The sequence below is a fragment of the Paenarthrobacter sp. PH39-S1 genome (assembly GCF_030063245.1).
In the GTDB taxonomy this organism is placed as follows: Bacteria; Actinomycetota; Actinomycetes; order Actinomycetales; family Micrococcaceae; genus Arthrobacter_M.
In genome coordinates this window covers 69,913-86,239 of sequence record NZ_JASISR010000021.1, presented here as the reverse complement: position 1 = coordinate 86,239, position 16,327 = coordinate 69,913, and the positions used below count along the sequence as shown (strand labels likewise).

The 16,327-nt window shown below is 65.2% G+C and carries 21 protein-coding genes and 1 pseudogene; 17 read left to right on the top strand and 5 right to left on the bottom strand.

Going from position 1 to position 16,327, the window contains the following annotated elements:
• The first annotated feature begins 249 nt into the window (after window positions 1-249).
• The 8 genes and pseudogenes from manD to QMG52_RS14370 all read left to right on the top strand — a co-directional run bounded on the left by manD (window position 250) and on the right by QMG52_RS14370 (window position 6,991).
• Window positions 250-1,479, top strand: a pseudogene (gene manD / locus QMG52_RS14400) (D-mannonate dehydratase ManD).
• Window positions 1,476-1,805 (top strand): gluconokinase, encoded by a 330-nt coding sequence (locus tag QMG52_RS21965; RefSeq protein ID WP_349361729.1) that lies wholly within the window; start codon window positions 1,476-1,478, stop codon window positions 1,803-1,805. The pseudogene manD and the gene QMG52_RS21965 overlap by 4 nt, the downstream one beginning before the upstream one ends.
• Before the next feature lie 102 nt (window positions 1,806-1,907).
• Complete coding sequence (locus tag QMG52_RS21960; RefSeq protein WP_349361728.1) at window positions 1,908-2,036, top strand: hypothetical protein; 129 nt, start codon at window positions 1,908-1,910, stop codon at window positions 2,034-2,036.
• A gap of 3 nt (window positions 2,037-2,039) precedes the next feature.
• Window positions 2,040-2,699, top strand: coding sequence for a glycoside hydrolase family 3 N-terminal domain-containing protein (locus tag QMG52_RS14390; protein WP_283561079.1), 660 nt, complete (start codon window positions 2,040-2,042; stop codon window positions 2,697-2,699).
• Window positions 2,700-2,874: 175 nt separating this feature from the next.
• The gene (locus QMG52_RS14385; protein WP_283561078.1) at window positions 2,875-3,567 is read left to right on the top strand and encodes a hypothetical protein; all 693 of its coding nucleotides are present in this window, start codon (window positions 2,875-2,877) and stop codon (window positions 3,565-3,567) included.
• Between the two features lie 112 nt (window positions 3,568-3,679).
• Window positions 3,680-4,216, top strand: a complete 537-nt coding sequence (locus QMG52_RS14380; RefSeq protein WP_283561077.1) for a flavin reductase family protein — start codon at window positions 3,680-3,682, stop codon at window positions 4,214-4,216.
• A 328-nt stretch (window positions 4,217-4,544) separates the two neighbouring features.
• Complete coding sequence (locus QMG52_RS14375; protein WP_283561076.1) at window positions 4,545-5,918, top strand: hemolysin family protein; 1,374 nt, start codon at window positions 4,545-4,547, stop codon at window positions 5,916-5,918.
• Complete coding sequence (locus QMG52_RS14370) at window positions 5,915-6,991, top strand: hemolysin family protein (RefSeq protein ID WP_283561075.1); 1,077 nt, start codon at window positions 5,915-5,917, stop codon at window positions 6,989-6,991. The genes QMG52_RS14375 and QMG52_RS14370 overlap by 4 nt, the downstream gene beginning before the upstream one ends.
• Window positions 6,992-7,009: 18 nt before the next feature.
• Here QMG52_RS14370 and QMG52_RS14365 read toward each other — a convergent pair whose 3' ends face one another.
• Window positions 7,010-7,468 carry a Fur family transcriptional regulator gene (locus QMG52_RS14365; protein WP_283561074.1) on the bottom strand — a complete coding sequence of 153 codons (459 nt, stop codon included), beginning with the start codon at window positions 7,466-7,468 and terminating at the stop codon, window positions 7,010-7,012.
• 107 nt (window positions 7,469-7,575) lie between these two features.
• Between QMG52_RS14365 and QMG52_RS14360 the strand changes: the two genes are divergently transcribed.
• From QMG52_RS14360 to QMG52_RS14340, 5 genes are all read left to right on the top strand, one after another.
• The gene (locus tag QMG52_RS14360; protein WP_283561073.1) at window positions 7,576-8,232 is read left to right on the top strand and encodes an MBL fold metallo-hydrolase; all 657 of its coding nucleotides are present in this window, start codon (window positions 7,576-7,578) and stop codon (window positions 8,230-8,232) included.
• Between the two features lie 49 nt (window positions 8,233-8,281).
• Entirely contained in the window at window positions 8,282-8,728 is a 447-nt protein-coding gene (locus QMG52_RS14355) for a DUF2306 domain-containing protein (RefSeq protein WP_283561072.1), read from the top strand.
• Window positions 8,729-8,799: 71 nt separating this feature from the next.
• Window positions 8,800-9,141 carry a hypothetical protein gene (locus QMG52_RS14350; protein WP_283561071.1) on the top strand — a complete coding sequence of 114 codons (342 nt, stop codon included), beginning with the start codon at window positions 8,800-8,802 and terminating at the stop codon, window positions 9,139-9,141.
• A gap of 36 nt (window positions 9,142-9,177) precedes the next feature.
• Window positions 9,178-9,489 (top strand): hypothetical protein, encoded by a 312-nt coding sequence (locus QMG52_RS14345; RefSeq protein ID WP_283561070.1) that lies wholly within the window; start codon window positions 9,178-9,180, stop codon window positions 9,487-9,489.
• 66 nt (window positions 9,490-9,555) lie between these two features.
• On the top strand, window positions 9,556-9,780 hold the full coding sequence (locus QMG52_RS14340) for a hypothetical protein (protein ID WP_283561069.1): 225 nt from the start codon (window positions 9,556-9,558) through the stop codon (window positions 9,778-9,780).
• 31 nt (window positions 9,781-9,811) lie between these two features.
• Here the strand turns inward: QMG52_RS14340 and QMG52_RS14335 are convergent, their stop codons facing one another.
• Window positions 9,812-10,204: a hypothetical protein gene (locus tag QMG52_RS14335; RefSeq protein WP_283561068.1), complete on the bottom strand. Its 393-nt coding sequence runs from the start codon at window positions 10,202-10,204 to the stop codon at window positions 9,812-9,814.
• Between the two features lie 351 nt (window positions 10,205-10,555).
• On the opposite strand from QMG52_RS14335, the gene QMG52_RS14330 reads away from it, so the two are divergent.
• Window positions 10,556-10,927, top strand: a complete 372-nt coding sequence (locus QMG52_RS14330) for a hypothetical protein (protein ID WP_283561067.1) — start codon at window positions 10,556-10,558, stop codon at window positions 10,925-10,927.
• Window positions 10,928-11,032: 105 nt separating this feature from the next.
• Here QMG52_RS14330 and cds1 read toward each other — a convergent pair whose 3' ends face one another.
• Window positions 11,033-12,118, bottom strand: coding sequence for an L-cysteine desulfhydrase Cds1 (gene cds1, locus QMG52_RS14325; RefSeq protein WP_283561066.1), 1,086 nt, complete (start codon window positions 12,116-12,118; stop codon window positions 11,033-11,035).
• Between the two features lie 45 nt (window positions 12,119-12,163).
• On the opposite strand from cds1, the gene QMG52_RS14320 reads away from it, so the two are divergent.
• The 3 genes from QMG52_RS14320 (at window position 12,164) to QMG52_RS14310 (ending at window position 14,891) form a co-directional block, all read left to right on the top strand.
• A complete protein-coding gene (locus QMG52_RS14320; protein ID WP_283561065.1) occupies window positions 12,164-13,369 on the top strand; it encodes a magnesium transporter CorA family protein in 1,206 nt (401 codons plus the stop codon).
• 147 nt (window positions 13,370-13,516) lie between these two features.
• Entirely contained in the window at window positions 13,517-14,389 is an 873-nt protein-coding gene (locus QMG52_RS14315; RefSeq protein ID WP_283561064.1) for a sulfurtransferase, read from the top strand.
• 73 nt (window positions 14,390-14,462) lie between these two features.
• Entirely contained in the window at window positions 14,463-14,891 is a 429-nt protein-coding gene (locus QMG52_RS14310; protein ID WP_283561063.1) for an HIT family protein, read from the top strand.
• Between the two features lie 191 nt (window positions 14,892-15,082).
• On the opposite strand, the gene QMG52_RS14305 is transcribed toward QMG52_RS14310, so the two are convergent.
• Both QMG52_RS14305 and QMG52_RS14300 read right to left on the bottom strand, forming a co-directional pair.
• Window positions 15,083-15,364: a hypothetical protein gene (locus QMG52_RS14305; RefSeq protein ID WP_283561062.1), complete on the bottom strand. Its 282-nt coding sequence runs from the start codon at window positions 15,362-15,364 to the stop codon at window positions 15,083-15,085.
• A 381-nt stretch (window positions 15,365-15,745) separates the two neighbouring features.
• On the bottom strand, window positions 15,746-16,222 hold the full coding sequence (locus QMG52_RS14300) for a GNAT family N-acetyltransferase (protein ID WP_283561061.1): 477 nt from the start codon (window positions 16,220-16,222) through the stop codon (window positions 15,746-15,748).
• Window positions 16,223-16,327: the final 105 nt, after the last annotated feature.

The following is a 16,327-nucleotide window of genomic DNA, read 5'->3' as shown; positions in this document are numbered from 1 at the left end:
CCTTGTTTGCCATCCCCTCCGCGCAAGCCAGTACGATCCGCGAACGCAGCGCCAGGGCCTGGGAGGACTTGCGCCTGCGGGTCCATCGCGACAGCTGATCGCGTTCTTCCTCGGTGAGGATCAGTTCAGCCTTCGGGCGTCCAGTGCGTGCCATACACCAATTTTAACACTTATTCAACGAATTTACGACGCAGGACACTAGCCCCACTGCAATTATTTACCCCGCTCGCTCAGTTGAAAGGAACCTCCATGAAAATCACCGCTGCCGACGTGATCGTCACCAGTCCGTCCCGGAACTTTGTCGCTTTGAAGATCACTACGGATGAGGGATTCACCGGTTTGGGGGATGCGACGCTGAACGGCCGAGAGCTCGCCGTCGTCGCGTATCTGACTGAGCATGTGGTGCCGCTGCTGATCGGGCGCGACCCGCACCGCATCGAGGACACGTGGCAGTTCCTGTACCGCAGCGCCTACTGGCGGCGGGGGCCGGTGACGATGGCGGCCATCGCGGCCGTTGACATGGCGCTGTGGGACATCAAGGGCAAGGTGGCCGGCATGCCCGTCTACCAGCTGCTCGGCGGCGCTTCCCGGACGGCCCTGCGCACCTACGGGCATGCCTCGGGTCGGGATCTGCCGGAGCTGTTCGACTCGATCCGCCATCACTTGGAGGAGGGGTACAAATCCATCCGGGTGCAGACCTCCATCCCGGGCATCAAGGCCCTTTACGGGTGTTGCGGCCCAGGCGCAGGCCACCGGTGAGCGCTACGACTATGAGCCGGCCGGCCGCGGCCCGCAGCCCGCCGAGGAGGACTGGGACACCCGCGCCTACTGCGCCACGTGCCGACCGTCTTCGAGGCCGTGCGCAACGAATTCGGCCCGGAACTGCCCCTGCTCCACGACGGGCACCACCGGATGACCCCCATCCAGGCCGCCACACTGGGCAAGGCGCTGGAGCCCTACGATCTGTTCTGGCTGGAGGACTGCACCCCGGCGGAGAACCAGGACGCGTTCCGGCTGGTGCGCCAGCACACCACCACCCCGCTGGCTGTCGGCGAGGTTTTCAACACGGTCTTCGATTTCCAGACCCTGATCCGCGAACAGCTGATCGATTATGTCCGGGCCGCGTCCACGCACTTCGGTGGGATTTCCCCGCTGAAGAAGGTCATGGACTACGCCGCGCAATATCAGATCAAGTCCGGTTTCCACGGCCCCACCGATGTCTCCCCGGTCGGTCTGGCCGCGCAGACGCACCTGGGCCTGGCGATCCACAACTTCGGTATTCAGGAATACATGGAGCCCAGCGAGAAGACCAACACGGTCTTTGAACAGTCCATGACCTTCGCCGACGGGTACCTGCATCCGGGGGAGAAGCCCGGACTCGGGGTCGAACTGAATGAGGAAGCGGCGGCTTCCTTCCCGTATCAGCAGGCATACCTGCCCTACAACCGGCTGGCCGACGGCACGGTGCATGACTGGTGAACGCCTCTCATTCCGCCGCGGCGGACAACGGCGCCAGGACGGGGAACGAGACGGGTGCCGACACCGCCACCGGGCCGCGGATTGTGGTGATGGGAGTCTCCGGCTGTGGGAAGACCACGATCGGAGCGCTTGTCGCCGATGCGCTGAACGTCCCGTTCGTGGACGGCGATTCCCTGCATCCGGTCAGTAATATCGCGAAGATGGCTGCCGGCACCCCGCTGACGGACACTGACCGCTGGCCTTGGCTCGCCGTCGTCGGCACCGCTCTGGCGGACTCGGACGGCCCTGGCCTGGTGCTGGCCTGTTCGGCGCTCAAGCGCTCCTAGCGGGACGCGATCCGGGCGCAGGCGCCGGAAACGCTGTTCCTGCACCTGCACGGCAGCCGCGAGGTCCTCGGCTCCCGGTTGGAAGGCCGCAGCGGACACTTCATGCCTACCACCCTGCTCGATTCACAACTCGGCACCCTCGAACCACTGGCCCGGGACGAAGCAGGCTTCGTGGCCGACATCAACCTCCCGGTGGACCAGGTCGTGGCGCAGGCCGTAGCACGGCTGTAGGAAGTGCGCGCGCTGCAGCGCAAAGGGTTCGCCGTGGATCTGGCGGCGGCGCCTTACAATCTCGATGCCGCGTCCATCGCCTGGGTTGATGGCACGATCGCGTCGATGAGCCTGGAAGAGAAAATCGGCCAGCTGTTCATCAACCACAACAATGAGTTCACGCCGGAATATCTGGACGGGGTGCTGGAGAACTACCATGTGGGCGGTATGCGCTACCGTCCCGGCCCCGCCGCGGACGTGCAGGAGCACATCCGCTACGCCCAGTCCACGACCAAAGTGCCGCTGCTGGTAGCCTCCAACCCCGAAATGGGTGGGTTCGGCAGCTGCGATGACGGCACTTTTGTCTGTACGCATCTGCAGGCCGGGTCCCACCCGGACAAGAGCATCGCCCGGGACATGGGCAAGGTGGCGGGAGTGGAATGCACGGCGATCGGCTGCAACTGGGCGTTTGCGCCGATCGTGGACATCCACTACAACTGGCGCAATACCGTCATCTCCACCCGGTCGTTCGGCAACACCCCGGAGATCGTCGTCGAACGGGCCAAAGAATACTTTGACGGCATCAGCGAGGCCAACATGGCCTGCGCCATTAAGCATTTCCCCGGCGACGGCATGGACGAGCGGGACCAGCACGTCGTCACGTCCTACAACACCCTTGACTAAGAGGAATGGAACACGACCTACGGGCACGTGTACCGGGAGATGATCGGGCACGGCTGCAGTCGATCATGATCGCCCACATCGGCGCACCGGAGCTATCCCGCCGGTACCGTCCGGGCATCCCCAACCAGCAGATCATGCCCGCCACACTGGCGCCGGAGCTGAGGATTTCCAGTACATGCTGGACGGGTACAAATCCGGGGTGATTACGGAGAAGCGGCTCCACGACGCGCTCAAGCGCAACCTCGGATTGAAAGCGTCGCTGGACCTGCATCGGACGTCGCGGGACGAACTCGTTGCCTCGCCCGAGGCGCTGGCCCTGGTGGGCAGCGCGAAGCACCGGGCCGTAGCGGCAGCCATTGCGGACAAGACCGTGACCCTGGTCAAGGACACGGCCAACAACCTGCCGATCACCCCGGCGACGCACAGGCGCATCCGGCTCTACGGCATCTCCGGGGGCTCCGACTTCACCCGTTCCGATCCGCTGGCCTATCTGGATCTGGTCAAGGAGGAGCTGGAGAGTGCCGGCTTTGAGGTGCATGTGTTTAGGGCGGCGGCGCAGCGGGAGGCCGACGGCGAGACGGGCGTGAACTTCGTGTCGATCATCTCCGAAGAGGGGACGGGGGATTATGCAGAAATACGACGCGGCCTTTGTCTTCGCAAATGTGAAAGGTTTTGCGCAGGGGTCGGCCATCCGGATCAAATGGTCGACCCCGATGGCCGCGGAGATCCTCTGGTATGTCACCGAGGTCCCCACCGTCTTCGTCTCGCTGAACCAGCCCAGCCATCTGATCGACGTACCGATGGTCGGGTCGCTCCTGCGGGCGCCCCGGCTACCGGGATGGCTGCTGCTCGCTTCGCCCGGCGATGACACAAGACGCAACATGCGGGCCGGCTGACTTGACCTTCACCCTGGTCCGGGTTCTAGCGTAGTGACAGGGCCCGGGTGATAGAGCCGAAGGCTGCAGTGAAAGGAAGCTCCGATGACCGCCCAGCCCGGGATCCTTGCAGGTCCTTTGGTTGCCGCCAATTTTAAGGCTGCTTTCGGTAACCATCCGGCCGGCGTGGCAATAGTTACCGCCCGCGGCGTTGCCGGTCCGGTGGGTCTGACGGCGTCCTCTGTTGCATCCGTCTCGGCGGAGCCGCCCGTCCTTTCGTTCTCACTGTCCTCGCGGACGGGGTCCGCCGCAGAAATCGCGGCGGCGGAGACCTTCGTGGTCCACCTGCTCACCGCAGACAATCTTGCCCTTGCCCGGATCTTCGCGCGCTCCAGTTCAGGTTCCTCCGGTTCAGGGCGCTTCACCGGCACGATGAACTGGAAGTGGCTGGAAACGGGTGAACCGCTGCTGCTCGATGCGTCACGGGCGCTCCGCTGCCGCGTTCTCAGCCGTACCCCAGCGGGAGACTCGGTGCTGATTGCCGCCTCTGTGCTGGACATCCACTACGGCGCCGCGGTGGGCAGCCCGCTGGTTTATCACAGCCGTACTTTCCATGCCCTGGGCGCCGGCTCTGTCCTCTAACGGACGCGGTTCTGCCCGCTGATTGGCACGGCCGGACCGGTCGATCGGAGCAGTGGTCGGACCCGCCGGCCGGACCCATAATGTAGACTGTCACTCTCATGGACAGCAACTCTAGGGGCCGGCGTCCGGGTTCGGATTGTGGAAATATCCGCAGTTCCTCGAATCCCGCGCACGGCGGCAGACCCCGCACACGTGCCCATCGTTCTTCTACGCCGTCCACCGCCGTCGGCGCTGCCGACCGCCCCCCGCCTGCCGGTTCCGGCAGGGCTGCACGGGCCGGATCGCTACCCGCCCAACGGTCGGAATTCCGGGCCGGGGGGATGCGCTGATGGAATGGCTGCTTTTACTGGCAGGTCTGGTGCTGATTCTTGGCACTGGCTTCTTTGTCGCCGTCGAATTTTCCCTGCTGGCGCTGGACCAGTCCACGGTGCAGCGCGCCATCGACCGGGGGGACCACGCGGCGGTTCCGCTGCTGCATTGTCTGAAATCGCTCTCCACCCAGCTCTCCAGCTGTCAGCTGGGCATTACGCTGACCACACTGCTGACCGGCTTTGTCATGGAGCCCTCCGTCGGTGCGCTGCTGAGCGGGCCGCTGAAGGCCGTCGGCCTTCCACCCGACGTGACGCAGCCCGTGGCGCTGACCGCGGCGATGATTCTGGCCACCCTGCTGTCGATGCTGATCGGCGAACTGGTGCCCAAGAACATGGCCATTTCACGCTCCTTTGAGATCGGCCGGGCGGTAGCCCGCCCGCAGCTGGTCTTCACCGCCATCTTTAAACCGGCCATCGTGCTGCTCAACAGTTTCTCCAACCGGGTGCTGCACCTTTTTGGGCTCGAAGCAAAAGAGGAAATCTCCGGCGCCCGTTCCCCTGCCGAACTCGCGTCGCTGGTGCGCCGATCCGCGGATATGGGCACTCTTGACGCCGGGACGGCTAACTTCGTGGCGCGGACGTTGAAGTTCGCGGACCGGACGGCAGCTGACGTGATGACGCCGCGGATCCGGGTGGTGAGCATCGAGGCGGATCAGTCCGTGGCGGACATCGTGGAAGCCGCGCGCCGGACCGGCCATTCCCGCTTCCCCATTATCGGTGATTCGCCCGATGACGTACGCGGAGTGGTGCACGTCAAAAAGGCCATTGCGGTTCCGTCCCGGAAACGGGCGCAACTGCAGGCCGGAGCCATCATGACCGATGTGCTGCGGGTGCCGGAAACCATTCATCTGGATGCGCTGCTGACCGAACTCCGGGAAGGCAACCTCCAGCTGGCCGTTGTGCTGGATGAATACGGCGGCACCGCCGGGGTGACCACGCTGGAGGACCTGGTGGAGGAAATTGTCGGCGAGGTCTCCGACGAGCACGACCGGACCAAGCCTGGGGTGCTGCAGAGTGCCGCCGGGGAATGGTTCTTCCCGGGTCTGATGCGCCCGGACGAGGTGTCGGAGCAGGTGCCCGGGCTGAGTGTACCGGACGAATCGAGCTACGAAACGGTGGGCGGCTTCGTGATGGCGGAGCTGGGCCGGATCCCGCTGGTCGGGGACCTGGTCGACGTTGGCGGAGGGCAGCTGGAAGTGGAGCGGATGGACCGGCGCCGGATTGACCGGATCCGCTTTATCCCCACACCGGTTCCCGACGACGAGCCGGATACCGTCGGCGACGCCGATGTGCACAGGGCCGATCTGCACAGCCGAGGGGGTGCGGCATGAACGACTGGGCCGGAATCCTCTGGCTGGTAGTGCTGCTGCTGGGCAACGCTTTTTTTGTCGGCGCCGAATTTGCCATCATGTCCGCCCGCCGCAGCCAGATCGAGCCCCGCGCCGAGGCGGGGTCCGCCCGCGCCAGAACCACGCTGGATGCCATGGAGAATGTCTCCTTGATGCTGGCCTGTTCACAGCTGGGCATTACCGTCTGTTCGCTGCTGATCCTGAATGTCTCCGAACCGGCGATTCACCACCTGGTGGCCGGACCGCTGCATGCGCTGGGAATCCCGGACGGGGTTGCCGCACCCGCCGCCTTTGTGCTGGCGCTGCTGGTGGTCACCTTCCTGCATGTGACCTTCGGCGAAATGATCCCGAAGAACATTTCCGTGTCCGTGGCGGACAAGGCGGCACTGCTGCTGGCCCCCCCGCTGGTGGTCATCGGCAAGGCAGTGAAACCGGTGATTCACTCCTTGAACTGGATGGCCAACCACATTGTTCGGTTGTTCCGGATCGAGCCCAAGGACGAGGTCACCTCCAGTTTCACGCTGGAGGAAGTGCAGTCAATCGTGCAGGAGTCCACGCGCAGGGGGCTGGTAAACGACCAGACCGGGCTGATCAACGGTGCACTGGAATTTTCCGCGCAGACGGCGGGCAGTATCATGGTGCCGCGCGATGACTTGGTCAGTCTGCAGACGACGGCGACGCCGGTGGACTTTGAGCGCGCGGTGCGCCGGACCGGGTTTTCCCGGTTTGTGCTCGCGGATGAGACGGGCAATCTGACCGGTTACATGCACGTCAAGGACGTCATCTCGATTCCGCAGGAAAGCTACGAGCTGCCGTTCGCGGAAAGCCGGGTCCGTTCCCTGGTCAATCTGGGCATGGAGGACGAGATTGAGGACGCCCTGGCCACGATGCAGCGCACCGGCTCGCACCTGGCCCGGGTGATTGCGCCCGACGGCGGGACCAGGGGAGTGTTGTTCCTGGAGGATGTGATCGAGCAGTTGGTGGGCGAAATCCGCGACGCGACGCAGGCCACCGGAGTGCGTCGGCTGGGTGGCCGCGGGGCGGGCGAGGACTGAACTGCCGGAACCGGACGGTCAGTTGGCGGAGCACTCCGGGCAGAGCCCGTAGATTTCCACCGTGTGCTGGACCGCAGTGAAGCCGTGCGCCTCGGCTGTGCTTGCGGCCCAGCTTTCCACCGCCGGGGCCTCTATTTCCACGGCCTTGCCGCAGTTCCGGCAGAGCAGGTGGTGATGGTGCGAGGCCACCGAACAGCGGCGGTACACTGTCTCGCCGTCGGTATTCCGCAGCGCGTCAACGAGTCCGCCTTCCGCCATCGACTGCACGATCCGGTAGACCGTTGCCAGCGAGACCGGGAGACCGTCGTTCCGCAGCACCCGATGCAGCTCCTGGGTGCTGACGAAGTCATCGAGCCTGTCCAGCGCAGAGCTGACCGCCAGCCTTTGCTTGGTCACGCGCTGTTCCCTGCCGGGGCCGGCCTGGTCCTTTCCGGGGGCGCCGGAGCCGGCCGCTAGGGACGTTGTTTCCTCGGACATGGCTGCTGCTCGCTTTCTGGCAGGGTTTTCCGCCCCACCGCTCCAGATTATCAGTGCCGCCGACCGGTCTCCTGGTGCCCGCTTGCGGGCGGACGTAGGCTGATGCCATGAAGCTGACAAAGTACAGGCATGCCTGTGTCCGGCTGGAAAAAGACGGCCATGTGCTGGTCATTGATCCGGGAATCTTTTCGGAAACAGAAGCCGCTCTGGCCGGTGCCGACGCAATCCTGGTCACCCACGAGCACCCGGATCATTTCGACTCCGAGGCCGTGGCATCGGCGCTGGCTGCCAACACGGACTTGGTGGTCCACGCCCCCGCGGGCGTCGCCGCAGCCCTCCGGAAGACTGCGCCCGAGGCGGCGGACCAAGTGAACGACGTTGAACCCGGCTCGGCCTTTTCAGCGGCGGAGTTCGCGATTAGAAGCTTCGGCAGCCAGCACGCGCTGATCCACCCCCAGGTTCCCGTCGTGGCGAACATCGGTTTCCTGGTGGATGGGACTGTCTACCACCCGGGGGATTCCTTCACCGTGCCCGACGGCGTCCAAGTACAGACGCTGCTTGTTCCCATCCATGCCCCGTGGTCCAAGACCGCCGAGGTCATTGACTTCGTGATCTCCGTGCGGGCGCCGAAGGCTTTCCAGATCCACGACGCACTGCTCAACGAGCAGGGGCTTAGCTTCTCCGAGGGGCACGTGGCCCGGATCGGGGCCAACTACGGCACCGACTTCCGACATCTCGCGCCGGGTGAAAGCGTCCAGCTCTGACCGTTTAAGGAGCGCGCGATGGGGCCAAGACCGGGAATCACCCCCCACTATGGGCACCTCTGTAGCAGACACATCAAAGGTCCAGGTCAGCGACTACTTTGCCCGACGGGGGACCCCCCAACGGTACGTCGACACACTCTGGATGACACAGTTCTACCCCCGCCAGCCCGGCACCGGCGCGCTGCTCTACGTGCTCAGGCTCGCATTCGGTTCGGGTATGGCCGCGAGCATCATCCTCGGCTTCGCTGCGATCCGCCGCGGCAACATCGCCCGCCACCGGGCATGGATGACACGCGCCTACGCGCTGGCGCTTGGCGCCGGCACCCAGGCGTTCACGCAAGGCATCGGGAACGTGGTCTTCGGCTCCAGCAAACTCACCACCACGCTCATGCTGGGCGCCGGCTGGGCCATAAACCTCACCGTCGGGGAGCACATCACCCATCGGCACAGCAGCAGCCGAACCAGCAGTGCGACGGCGGAGGTTGGGTTCCCATGATCCAGCCGCCCAACCGACAGACGTCGAGGACCTGATCGAATCGACCCGCTTCGAGCTGGCTCCGCGGATCGGTGTCCCATCCGGCTGCCCTCCGATCCCGGCGGTTTTCGCAGCCCGGTTTTGAACCGTTTGCCAGCGCCATCGCTGAGGTAGTCTCCGCCCGCTGCGAGCAGATGGAAGCCCAGGAGGAGCGGCCCGCCCGCTCCGGAGCGCGGCCGGCGGCCTTTGCTCTGCTCTTCGAGCAGGAGCACGACGACGACGGCATGCCCACCGCCGGATACGGGCGCAGCGGTTCCCTGGAGGCAGCGGAAGGCGGTTACCGGGTATTCACCCCTGCCTACCGACCAGCAGCGCCATGCCAACGATCTGGTGCGTCACGAGCAGCTGCGGGAATAACGGCAGCGCCTGGATGATGACATCAGGCGGCAGGGGATCACAATGTTTCCCGGTTGGCCCGCGCACTGGGTGCCCTGCTCTCGACCGGCGTCGCGGATGGCTGGGACAGCGGGGCCGAGGAGGGACACATCGACGGCAGTATCCTGGCCCGGCTTGTCACCTCGCCCGGGGAGCGCCGAGTGTTCAGGACCGGAAGAACCGCGGCGCGGACCGAAGCCACGCTGACGTTCCTGGTTGACTGCTCCGGGTCCATGAAGGAACACAGCGGCGCGGTAGCCGTCTTGGTGGACGTCTTCGCCCGCGCCCTGGAACTGGCTGGGGCGCGCTGTGGCGGCGGGCGCGCCCTTCAATTGCCGGGCTGCTGAAGCAGAATCTGTTCCGGGAAGGGGTCGACGGCGAGGCCGTGGACTGGGCGTGCGCACGGCAGTCCGATGGATGGTGCCACGGCGCTGACCAACGATGAAGGGTATCTGGAACACCACCTGCTCAATGTCGTGGCCGGGCAGGAAGCCAGCGACGGCGCAGAGATCTTCGGGCTGGGGGTCGGCCTGGATCTAAGTCCCTACTGCCGGCGGAATCTTGCACTGGATCTTTCCGGCGGTACCACGAGCGCTGTCGTCGGGCAGGTGCTCGCCATGCTGGCTGCTCGGCGCTAAAAGTTATACATGTCCTCGGGCTTCGCTGTTCTCAGGCGGCCACCGGGAGACGCGTACCCGCAGCAGCTACCTGTTCCGCGGCCTCCAGGGGAGAGAGCAGCAGATTGTACTGGGTGTCCGTCAGCTGCAGCGGGTAGGTGATGGCCAGCTCCGCCAAGAGCAGGGCGGCGACCATGTAGTAGGTTCCCGCGATGCCGCCCATGCTCTCCACGACCATCGCCCTGATGCGGTTAGCGTCAACCAGATGGGCACGGTCAACCAGCGCGAGCCGTGCGCTCATGTGTTCGACATGGCGCTGGGCTTCCCTGTCTGTTAAAGCCAAGGCGTGCAGCTGCTCGGGCGCCCAGGTGCGGCCGACAATCCTTCCAGGCTCGATCGCTTCCCCCGTAGTCAGTGTCGGGGGCTTAGGGGTGGCTGTGGCCATTGTCTCTAACCGTTTCTTCAGTAGGGAATCTGCTTGAATCTAAGTGACATTGCATCAACGTGATGCGGGTCACTGTGCTGTCAATACTGTTACATGAACAGGTGTTCAAGTCAACCGTCTGAGATGAAGATGTTGAAACTTTTCCATGGCCCAAGCAATAGTCTTAGGGAAGCGTCCCTGTCTGGCCGAGACCGGGAGACCGGAGAGCGAGCTGTGCGGGTATCCGCAGAAGGCACATTATTGCTTTCGCAATAAAGAAGAGCCCATGGACGCGGCCGCCGACAGTGGCATGACGAGCAGGTCGAAGAGGAAACTGTCGCGAAACGGGAGCGGCCCCGACGCCAATGCACGGTGGGTGGAACGTGGTGGTCGAGGCCGCCGTCGAGCCTGACACAGAGCACGCGCGCCCTTGATGGCCGCGGCCCGGTTGGCCTGTGGCTCGTCGAAGATAGCTTTGGCTGGCAAGGCGCGACAGCCGAACAGATCATCGTTCCCTTTGGCCCGCGTATCTACGAGATCCACGGCCCTGAAGCATGCGCAGAGTTGGATCGGCGCTACCCTCTGGAAGTCACGGCATCCCGTCGGCACGACTGGTACCGGACCACAGGCCGGGACGGCTGCTGGGCCATCCCGGACTGGGCACAGCACCAGAACGACTTTGACGCCGTGCACCTCACGGCTGCAGGCTACCTGTCGACGGCGGGTCTCGCCATTTCAGTCTAAGGCGAGCTTGCGACCGTGCCCGCCGGCTGGAACCCGGACCAGACCTACTGGCTCCGGGATACGAGCGATCGGGGTTTCATTTGGCGCACCTTCGGAAGAAGCCGGTTAGGCTTCCCAGCGACCGGTCGCGAAGAGCCGCTCGATCGTCGCGGCGTGCGCGCCGGGCTCCAGGCCTTTTTCCGCCAGCCACGCCGGATCGTTATAGCTGCCCGCATACCTGTCGCCGCCGTCACACATCAGGGAAACCACGCTGCCGCGCTCGCCGTCAGCGATCATCTGCGCAATGAGCTGCCAGACACCCCACAGATTGGTCCCTGTGGAGGGCCCGGCGTGCAGGCCGCTGAGACGGCGAAGGTGCTGCATGGCCGCAACCGACGCCGCATCCGGCACCTGGATCATGTGGTCAATCACCGAGGGAATGAAGCTGGGCTCCATCCGGGAGCGGCCGATGCCCTCGATGCGGGACGGCATGCCGGTGGTGTGCCCGGTGTCGCCGGTCTTCCACGCGGGGTAGAACGCGGAATTTTCCGGATCCACCACGGCGAGCGTTGTCGCGTGGCGGGTGTAGCGCAGGTACCGGCCGATGGTGGCGCTGGTGCCGCCGGTGCCGGCGCCGACGACGATCCAGCGGGGGACCGGGTACTCTTCCATGGCCAGCTGGCCGAAGATGGACTCGGCAATGTTGTTGTTGCCGCGCCAATCGGTGGCCCGCTCGGCGTAGGTGAACTGGTCCATATAGTGACCGCCGCATTCAGCGGCGAGCCGGCCGGCGACGGCGTACACCTGATCTGAACGGTCGACAAAATGGCACCGGCCGCCGGACCGCTCGATCAGGGCGATTTTTTCCGTGCTGGTGGTGCGCGTCATGACTGCGATAAACGGCAGTCCCAGCATCCGGGCGAAGTACGCCTCGGAGACCGCGGTGCTACCGGAGCTGGCCTCTACGATGGTGGTGCCCTGCGTGATCCAGCCGTTCACCAGGGCGAACAGGAAAAGGGAGCGGGCCAGCCGGTGTTTGAGGCTGCCGGAATGATGGGTTGACTCGTCCTTGAGGTAGAGCCGCACGCCCCAGTCCTCCGGCAGTGGGACGGCGTAGAGATGGGTGTCGGCCGAGCGATTGTTTTCGGCCATGATCAGGCGCAGGGCGTCGTCCGCCCAGGCGCGTGCGGAGACGCTGCTGGCTGTGTGCATAGACGCCAGCGTAACGTACTGGGGCGGCGCGGATAGAGTGGTTCAATGCTGCGAATCAGGGTCTACCGCGACGGCCGTGCCACCGATGAAAAGGTCCCGTTGGACCAGCTGGGCCGGCTGGCAAAGGACCCGGATGCAACGGTCTGGATCGATCTGGATTCGCCGGATCCGGAAACCATCGAGGCGCTGCGGGACCAGCTGGGTTTCCATAAGCTGGCGGTCGAGGATGTGCTGGGGACGCGGCAGCGGCCCAAGCTGGAAACGTATGGCGATCATTTCTTCCTGACTGCCTATGTCACGGCTGTGGGAGAAGCACCCAACGCACGCGCCGGCGGGCGGACCGGCGGTGGTGCTGGTAGGGCCGACGGCGGCGGTATAGGCGGGGCCGACGGCGCCAGTAGGGGAGGCGGCAGCGGTGGTTTGGCGGGGGAGGAGGTCGGGGGTGTGGACCAGGAGCAGAACCCGGTGCGAAACGGGGACGTCGGCCCTGCGGAGTCGGCAGTGGACGGCGGCCCGGAGGAGTCCGGGGCGTTGCTGGATCCCCGGCTGCGCAGCACCGAGGTTTCGGCCTTCATCACCGACAGCGTGGTGGTGGTGGTCCCCGGCGGCAGTGGTTTTGACGCGGACGAGGTGCTGCGTCGGGCGGAGGAGAACGCGGACATCTGTCACCGCGGATCGGGATTCCTGGTCTACAGTCTGCTGGACTATCTGGTGGACCGGCAGTTGGAGGCCGCCGAGGCGCTGGATGCCTGTGCCGATGATCTGGGGTCGCTGCTGTTTGCCCACCGGCCGCAGGATGTCCAGCTGCGCAGTTTCCGTTTGCATAAGGAGCTGACCAGCCTGCGCCGGGTGCTGATTCCGATGCGTGAGGTCCTCAGTGCCGTGCTCCGGCACCAATCCGCGCCGCAGCCGGGGCTGGCCCCGCCGAACGCCGAGCTGCTCCCCTATTTCCAGGACGTCTACGACCATGTGCTCCGGGCCGTGGACTGGACTGAATCCGCCCGGGATATGGTCAATAACGTGCTGCAGACGTTCCTGACCATTCAGGGCAACAACATGAACGTGATCATGAAAAAGGTGACCAGCTGGGCAGCCATTATTGCCGTGCCCACGGCGATCACCGGTTTTTACGGCATGAACGTGCCCTATCCCGGCGTCGGCACGCAGTGGGGTGCGGTGCTGGCAGCCGTCCTGATGGCGCTGCTGTCGGTCGGGCTGTATGCAATTTTCAAACGGAAGAACTGGCTCTGACGGCCGACCGGAGGATCCATGTTCCGCCGGCCGCGGCCGGCGTGGAACCGTCAGGGCCGCAGGCAGCTGGTCACGGAGCCGCCCCCCGCGCAGCGGGTTTCGGACATTCGCCGGCGTACGGAGCACAACCGAATCGAAGGAGAGGCGATGACAACGCTGATCGAGGTATCCGCGCTGCAGGAAAGGATGGATGTGGGCCTGCGGACGGTGCTGCTGGACGTTCGCTGGGCCTTGGGCGATCCCGACGGCCGCGCGGATTACCTTCGCGGACACATCCCGGGGGCGGTGTACGTGGATCTGGAAGCCGACCTGTCCGGGCCGGGGAGCCCGCAGCAGGGCAGGCATCCGCTCCCCGAACCGCGCGCTTTCGCGGAGTCGGCGCGGCGCTGGGGGATCAGTGACGGCGACACCGTGGTGGCGTACGACGACGGCGGCAGCACCTCGGCGGCGCGGCTCTGGTGGCTGCTGCGGGACGCCGGTTTTGACCGGGTCTTGCTGTTGAACGGCGGGTTGGGCGCGTGGCGCGCTGCCGGATGCCCGCTCGCCACCGACGACGAGCAGCCCGCTGCCGGCGACGTCGTCCTGTCCTCCGGCCGGATGCCCGTGGTGGGCATGGGGGCAAGGGGTTTTAATGATGTCGCGGAGTGGGCGGCCACCGGGATCCTGCTCGATGCCCGCGCCGGCGAGCGGTACCGTGGCGAAACCGAGCCGGTGGACCCGCGGGCCGGCCATATTCCGGGAGCCGTGAGCGCGCCGACGTCGCAGAACCTGTCCGCGGACCGGCGTTTCCTCCCGGCCGAAGAATTGGCTGCGCGGTTCGCCGCTCTGGGGGTGACGGCAGCGGCTCCCATTGCCGTGTACTGCGGTTCGGGAGTCACTGCAGCGCACGAGATCGCGGCGCTGGAAATTGCCGGCATTCGCGCCGCGCTTTTCCCCGGGTCCTGGTCCGCCTGGTCCAGCCACGCCGGGCTGCCCGTCGCCACCGGGGCCGAACCCGGTGGGCGCCGACATGCCGGATGAGGCCTTCGACCGGATGGTTGCAGCCGATCTGAAGTACCGTTTGTCATACACTTCGACCCTCTAAGGACGCATCATGGCAACACTGTTCAGCCGGATCATCGCCGGCGAGATTCCTGGACGCTTTGTCTGGAAGGACGATGACCTGGTGGCGTTTCTGACCATCGGGCCTCTTACCGACGGGCACACCCTGGTGGTGCCGCGGCAGGAAATCGACCGCTGGACAGACGCGCCTGCGCCGGTGTTGGCCCGGCTCACCGCCGTGGCGCAGACGATCGGCCAGGCACAGGTTCAGGCCTTCGGGGCGGACCGTGCCGGACTGGTCATCGCCGGATTCGAAGTGGAGCACCTGCACGTCCACATTTTCCCGGCGTACTCGATGGCGGACTTCGATTTCAGCCGGGTGGACAACGCTCCGGATCCGGCCGTTATGGACGTCAATGCGCAGAAGCTTCGGGCGGCGCTCCGGAATGCCGGACACGGGGAGTTCGTCCCGGAAGGCTGACCGAACCCCAGGACCGTGCGGGGCGGAAATCAGGGCAAGTTCGGCTGATACTTCGAAGCTGCATGTTCCCGCAGGTACTGCCGCAGAAGCGGGACGGCGAAGTCCAGCCTGCAGGACGGTCGCGCCCAACCGTCGTCGGGCCTTCTTTACGCCTTCGGAGACCGCCGTGTCAGTGAGAGTTCCGTTTTTGCTCAGCCGCCAAATGTGGTAGCCAACAAGCTGGATGAGAAACGGATAACCCCCGGTGGTTTCGGCAGCACGATCGAGCTGATCATCACGGTCGTCACCCCTGTGTCGCTAAAGGTCGTTGCAAGCGCATCGCGGACATCAGGAATGGGGACGTCCCGCAGGTCGACCTGATCGGCGCGCCGGAGGAATGTAGAAACATCCTCGTTTAGAAGGTCAGATACGGCTTTGGGGATGCCGGCCATAACCAGGCTGATCGGCAGGTCCTCCCGGATCAGGTGCTGCACGACGGCGGCCAGCTCCGTCAGTTCTTGCCGATCGACGGCGTGAATCTCGTCGATGGTTATGAGTAGCCCCGTCCCGTGTTCAGCCAGATGCCTGAGCAGGTCGAAGGCCAGTTCCCGCCAAGCGACCTGCCGCTCAGGTGGGAGTGCGCTGTAACTCCAAAGCCAGCGGCCAGGAAGCCTGTGATTCGGGCCGAGGGCGGTCCATCTCCGAGCTCTTCCAGATGCGGCCCCATGGCTGCAGCCAATCGGCCCATTAGTCCCCTGGTCGCCGTCTCGGAAATGACGACCCATGCCTCGTCACGTGCCGCTTCCTCGGCCTCAGCCAGCATGACTGTTTCGTCGGCACCAGCCCTCGCGGCAATTGTCGGGACTGTGCTGGATCTAACCGGGGAACCGGGTCCACAACCGCGGCCCGGGGAAATTTCCGGCCTCCGCCGGGATGGCGGTTCCGGCGTCCGCCCTGCGCACGTCCGCGCAGCGGAAACCGGTCCGCTCGGCCACTCGCTCGCTGGCATGGTTGCCGATTTGCGTCCACAAGGCCACGTACGGCGCACCGGCGGAGAGCGCCCAGGCGGTAAGGGAATTTACGGCGGCCGTCGCGGTGCCTTGCCCGCGGCCGGCGGGAAGCAGCGCATAGAAGATTTCGGGAGCGTCGTCGCTGTTTTTGAGACCTGCCGTTCCCACTGCAGTACCGTTGCGTTCTAGCACGTACCGGGCGCTGATGCCGGCGGCGGCGGACTCCTGTGCACGAACAACTCGGGCCTGGGCCTGCTCCATGGTGAGGTGCGCCGGATAATAGGTCCAGGTCACCACATCGGCACATTCGGAGAGCGCCTGTTCCAGCTGTGAATCTGTCATTAGTGCATCGTTCAGCAGTGCATCTGTCAACTGCCTAGCCTCGTACCCGAGCCGCCGCAGCAGCACCGGCCCGGCGTCCAGGACAGTCGGCGGCAGCTTAATCTG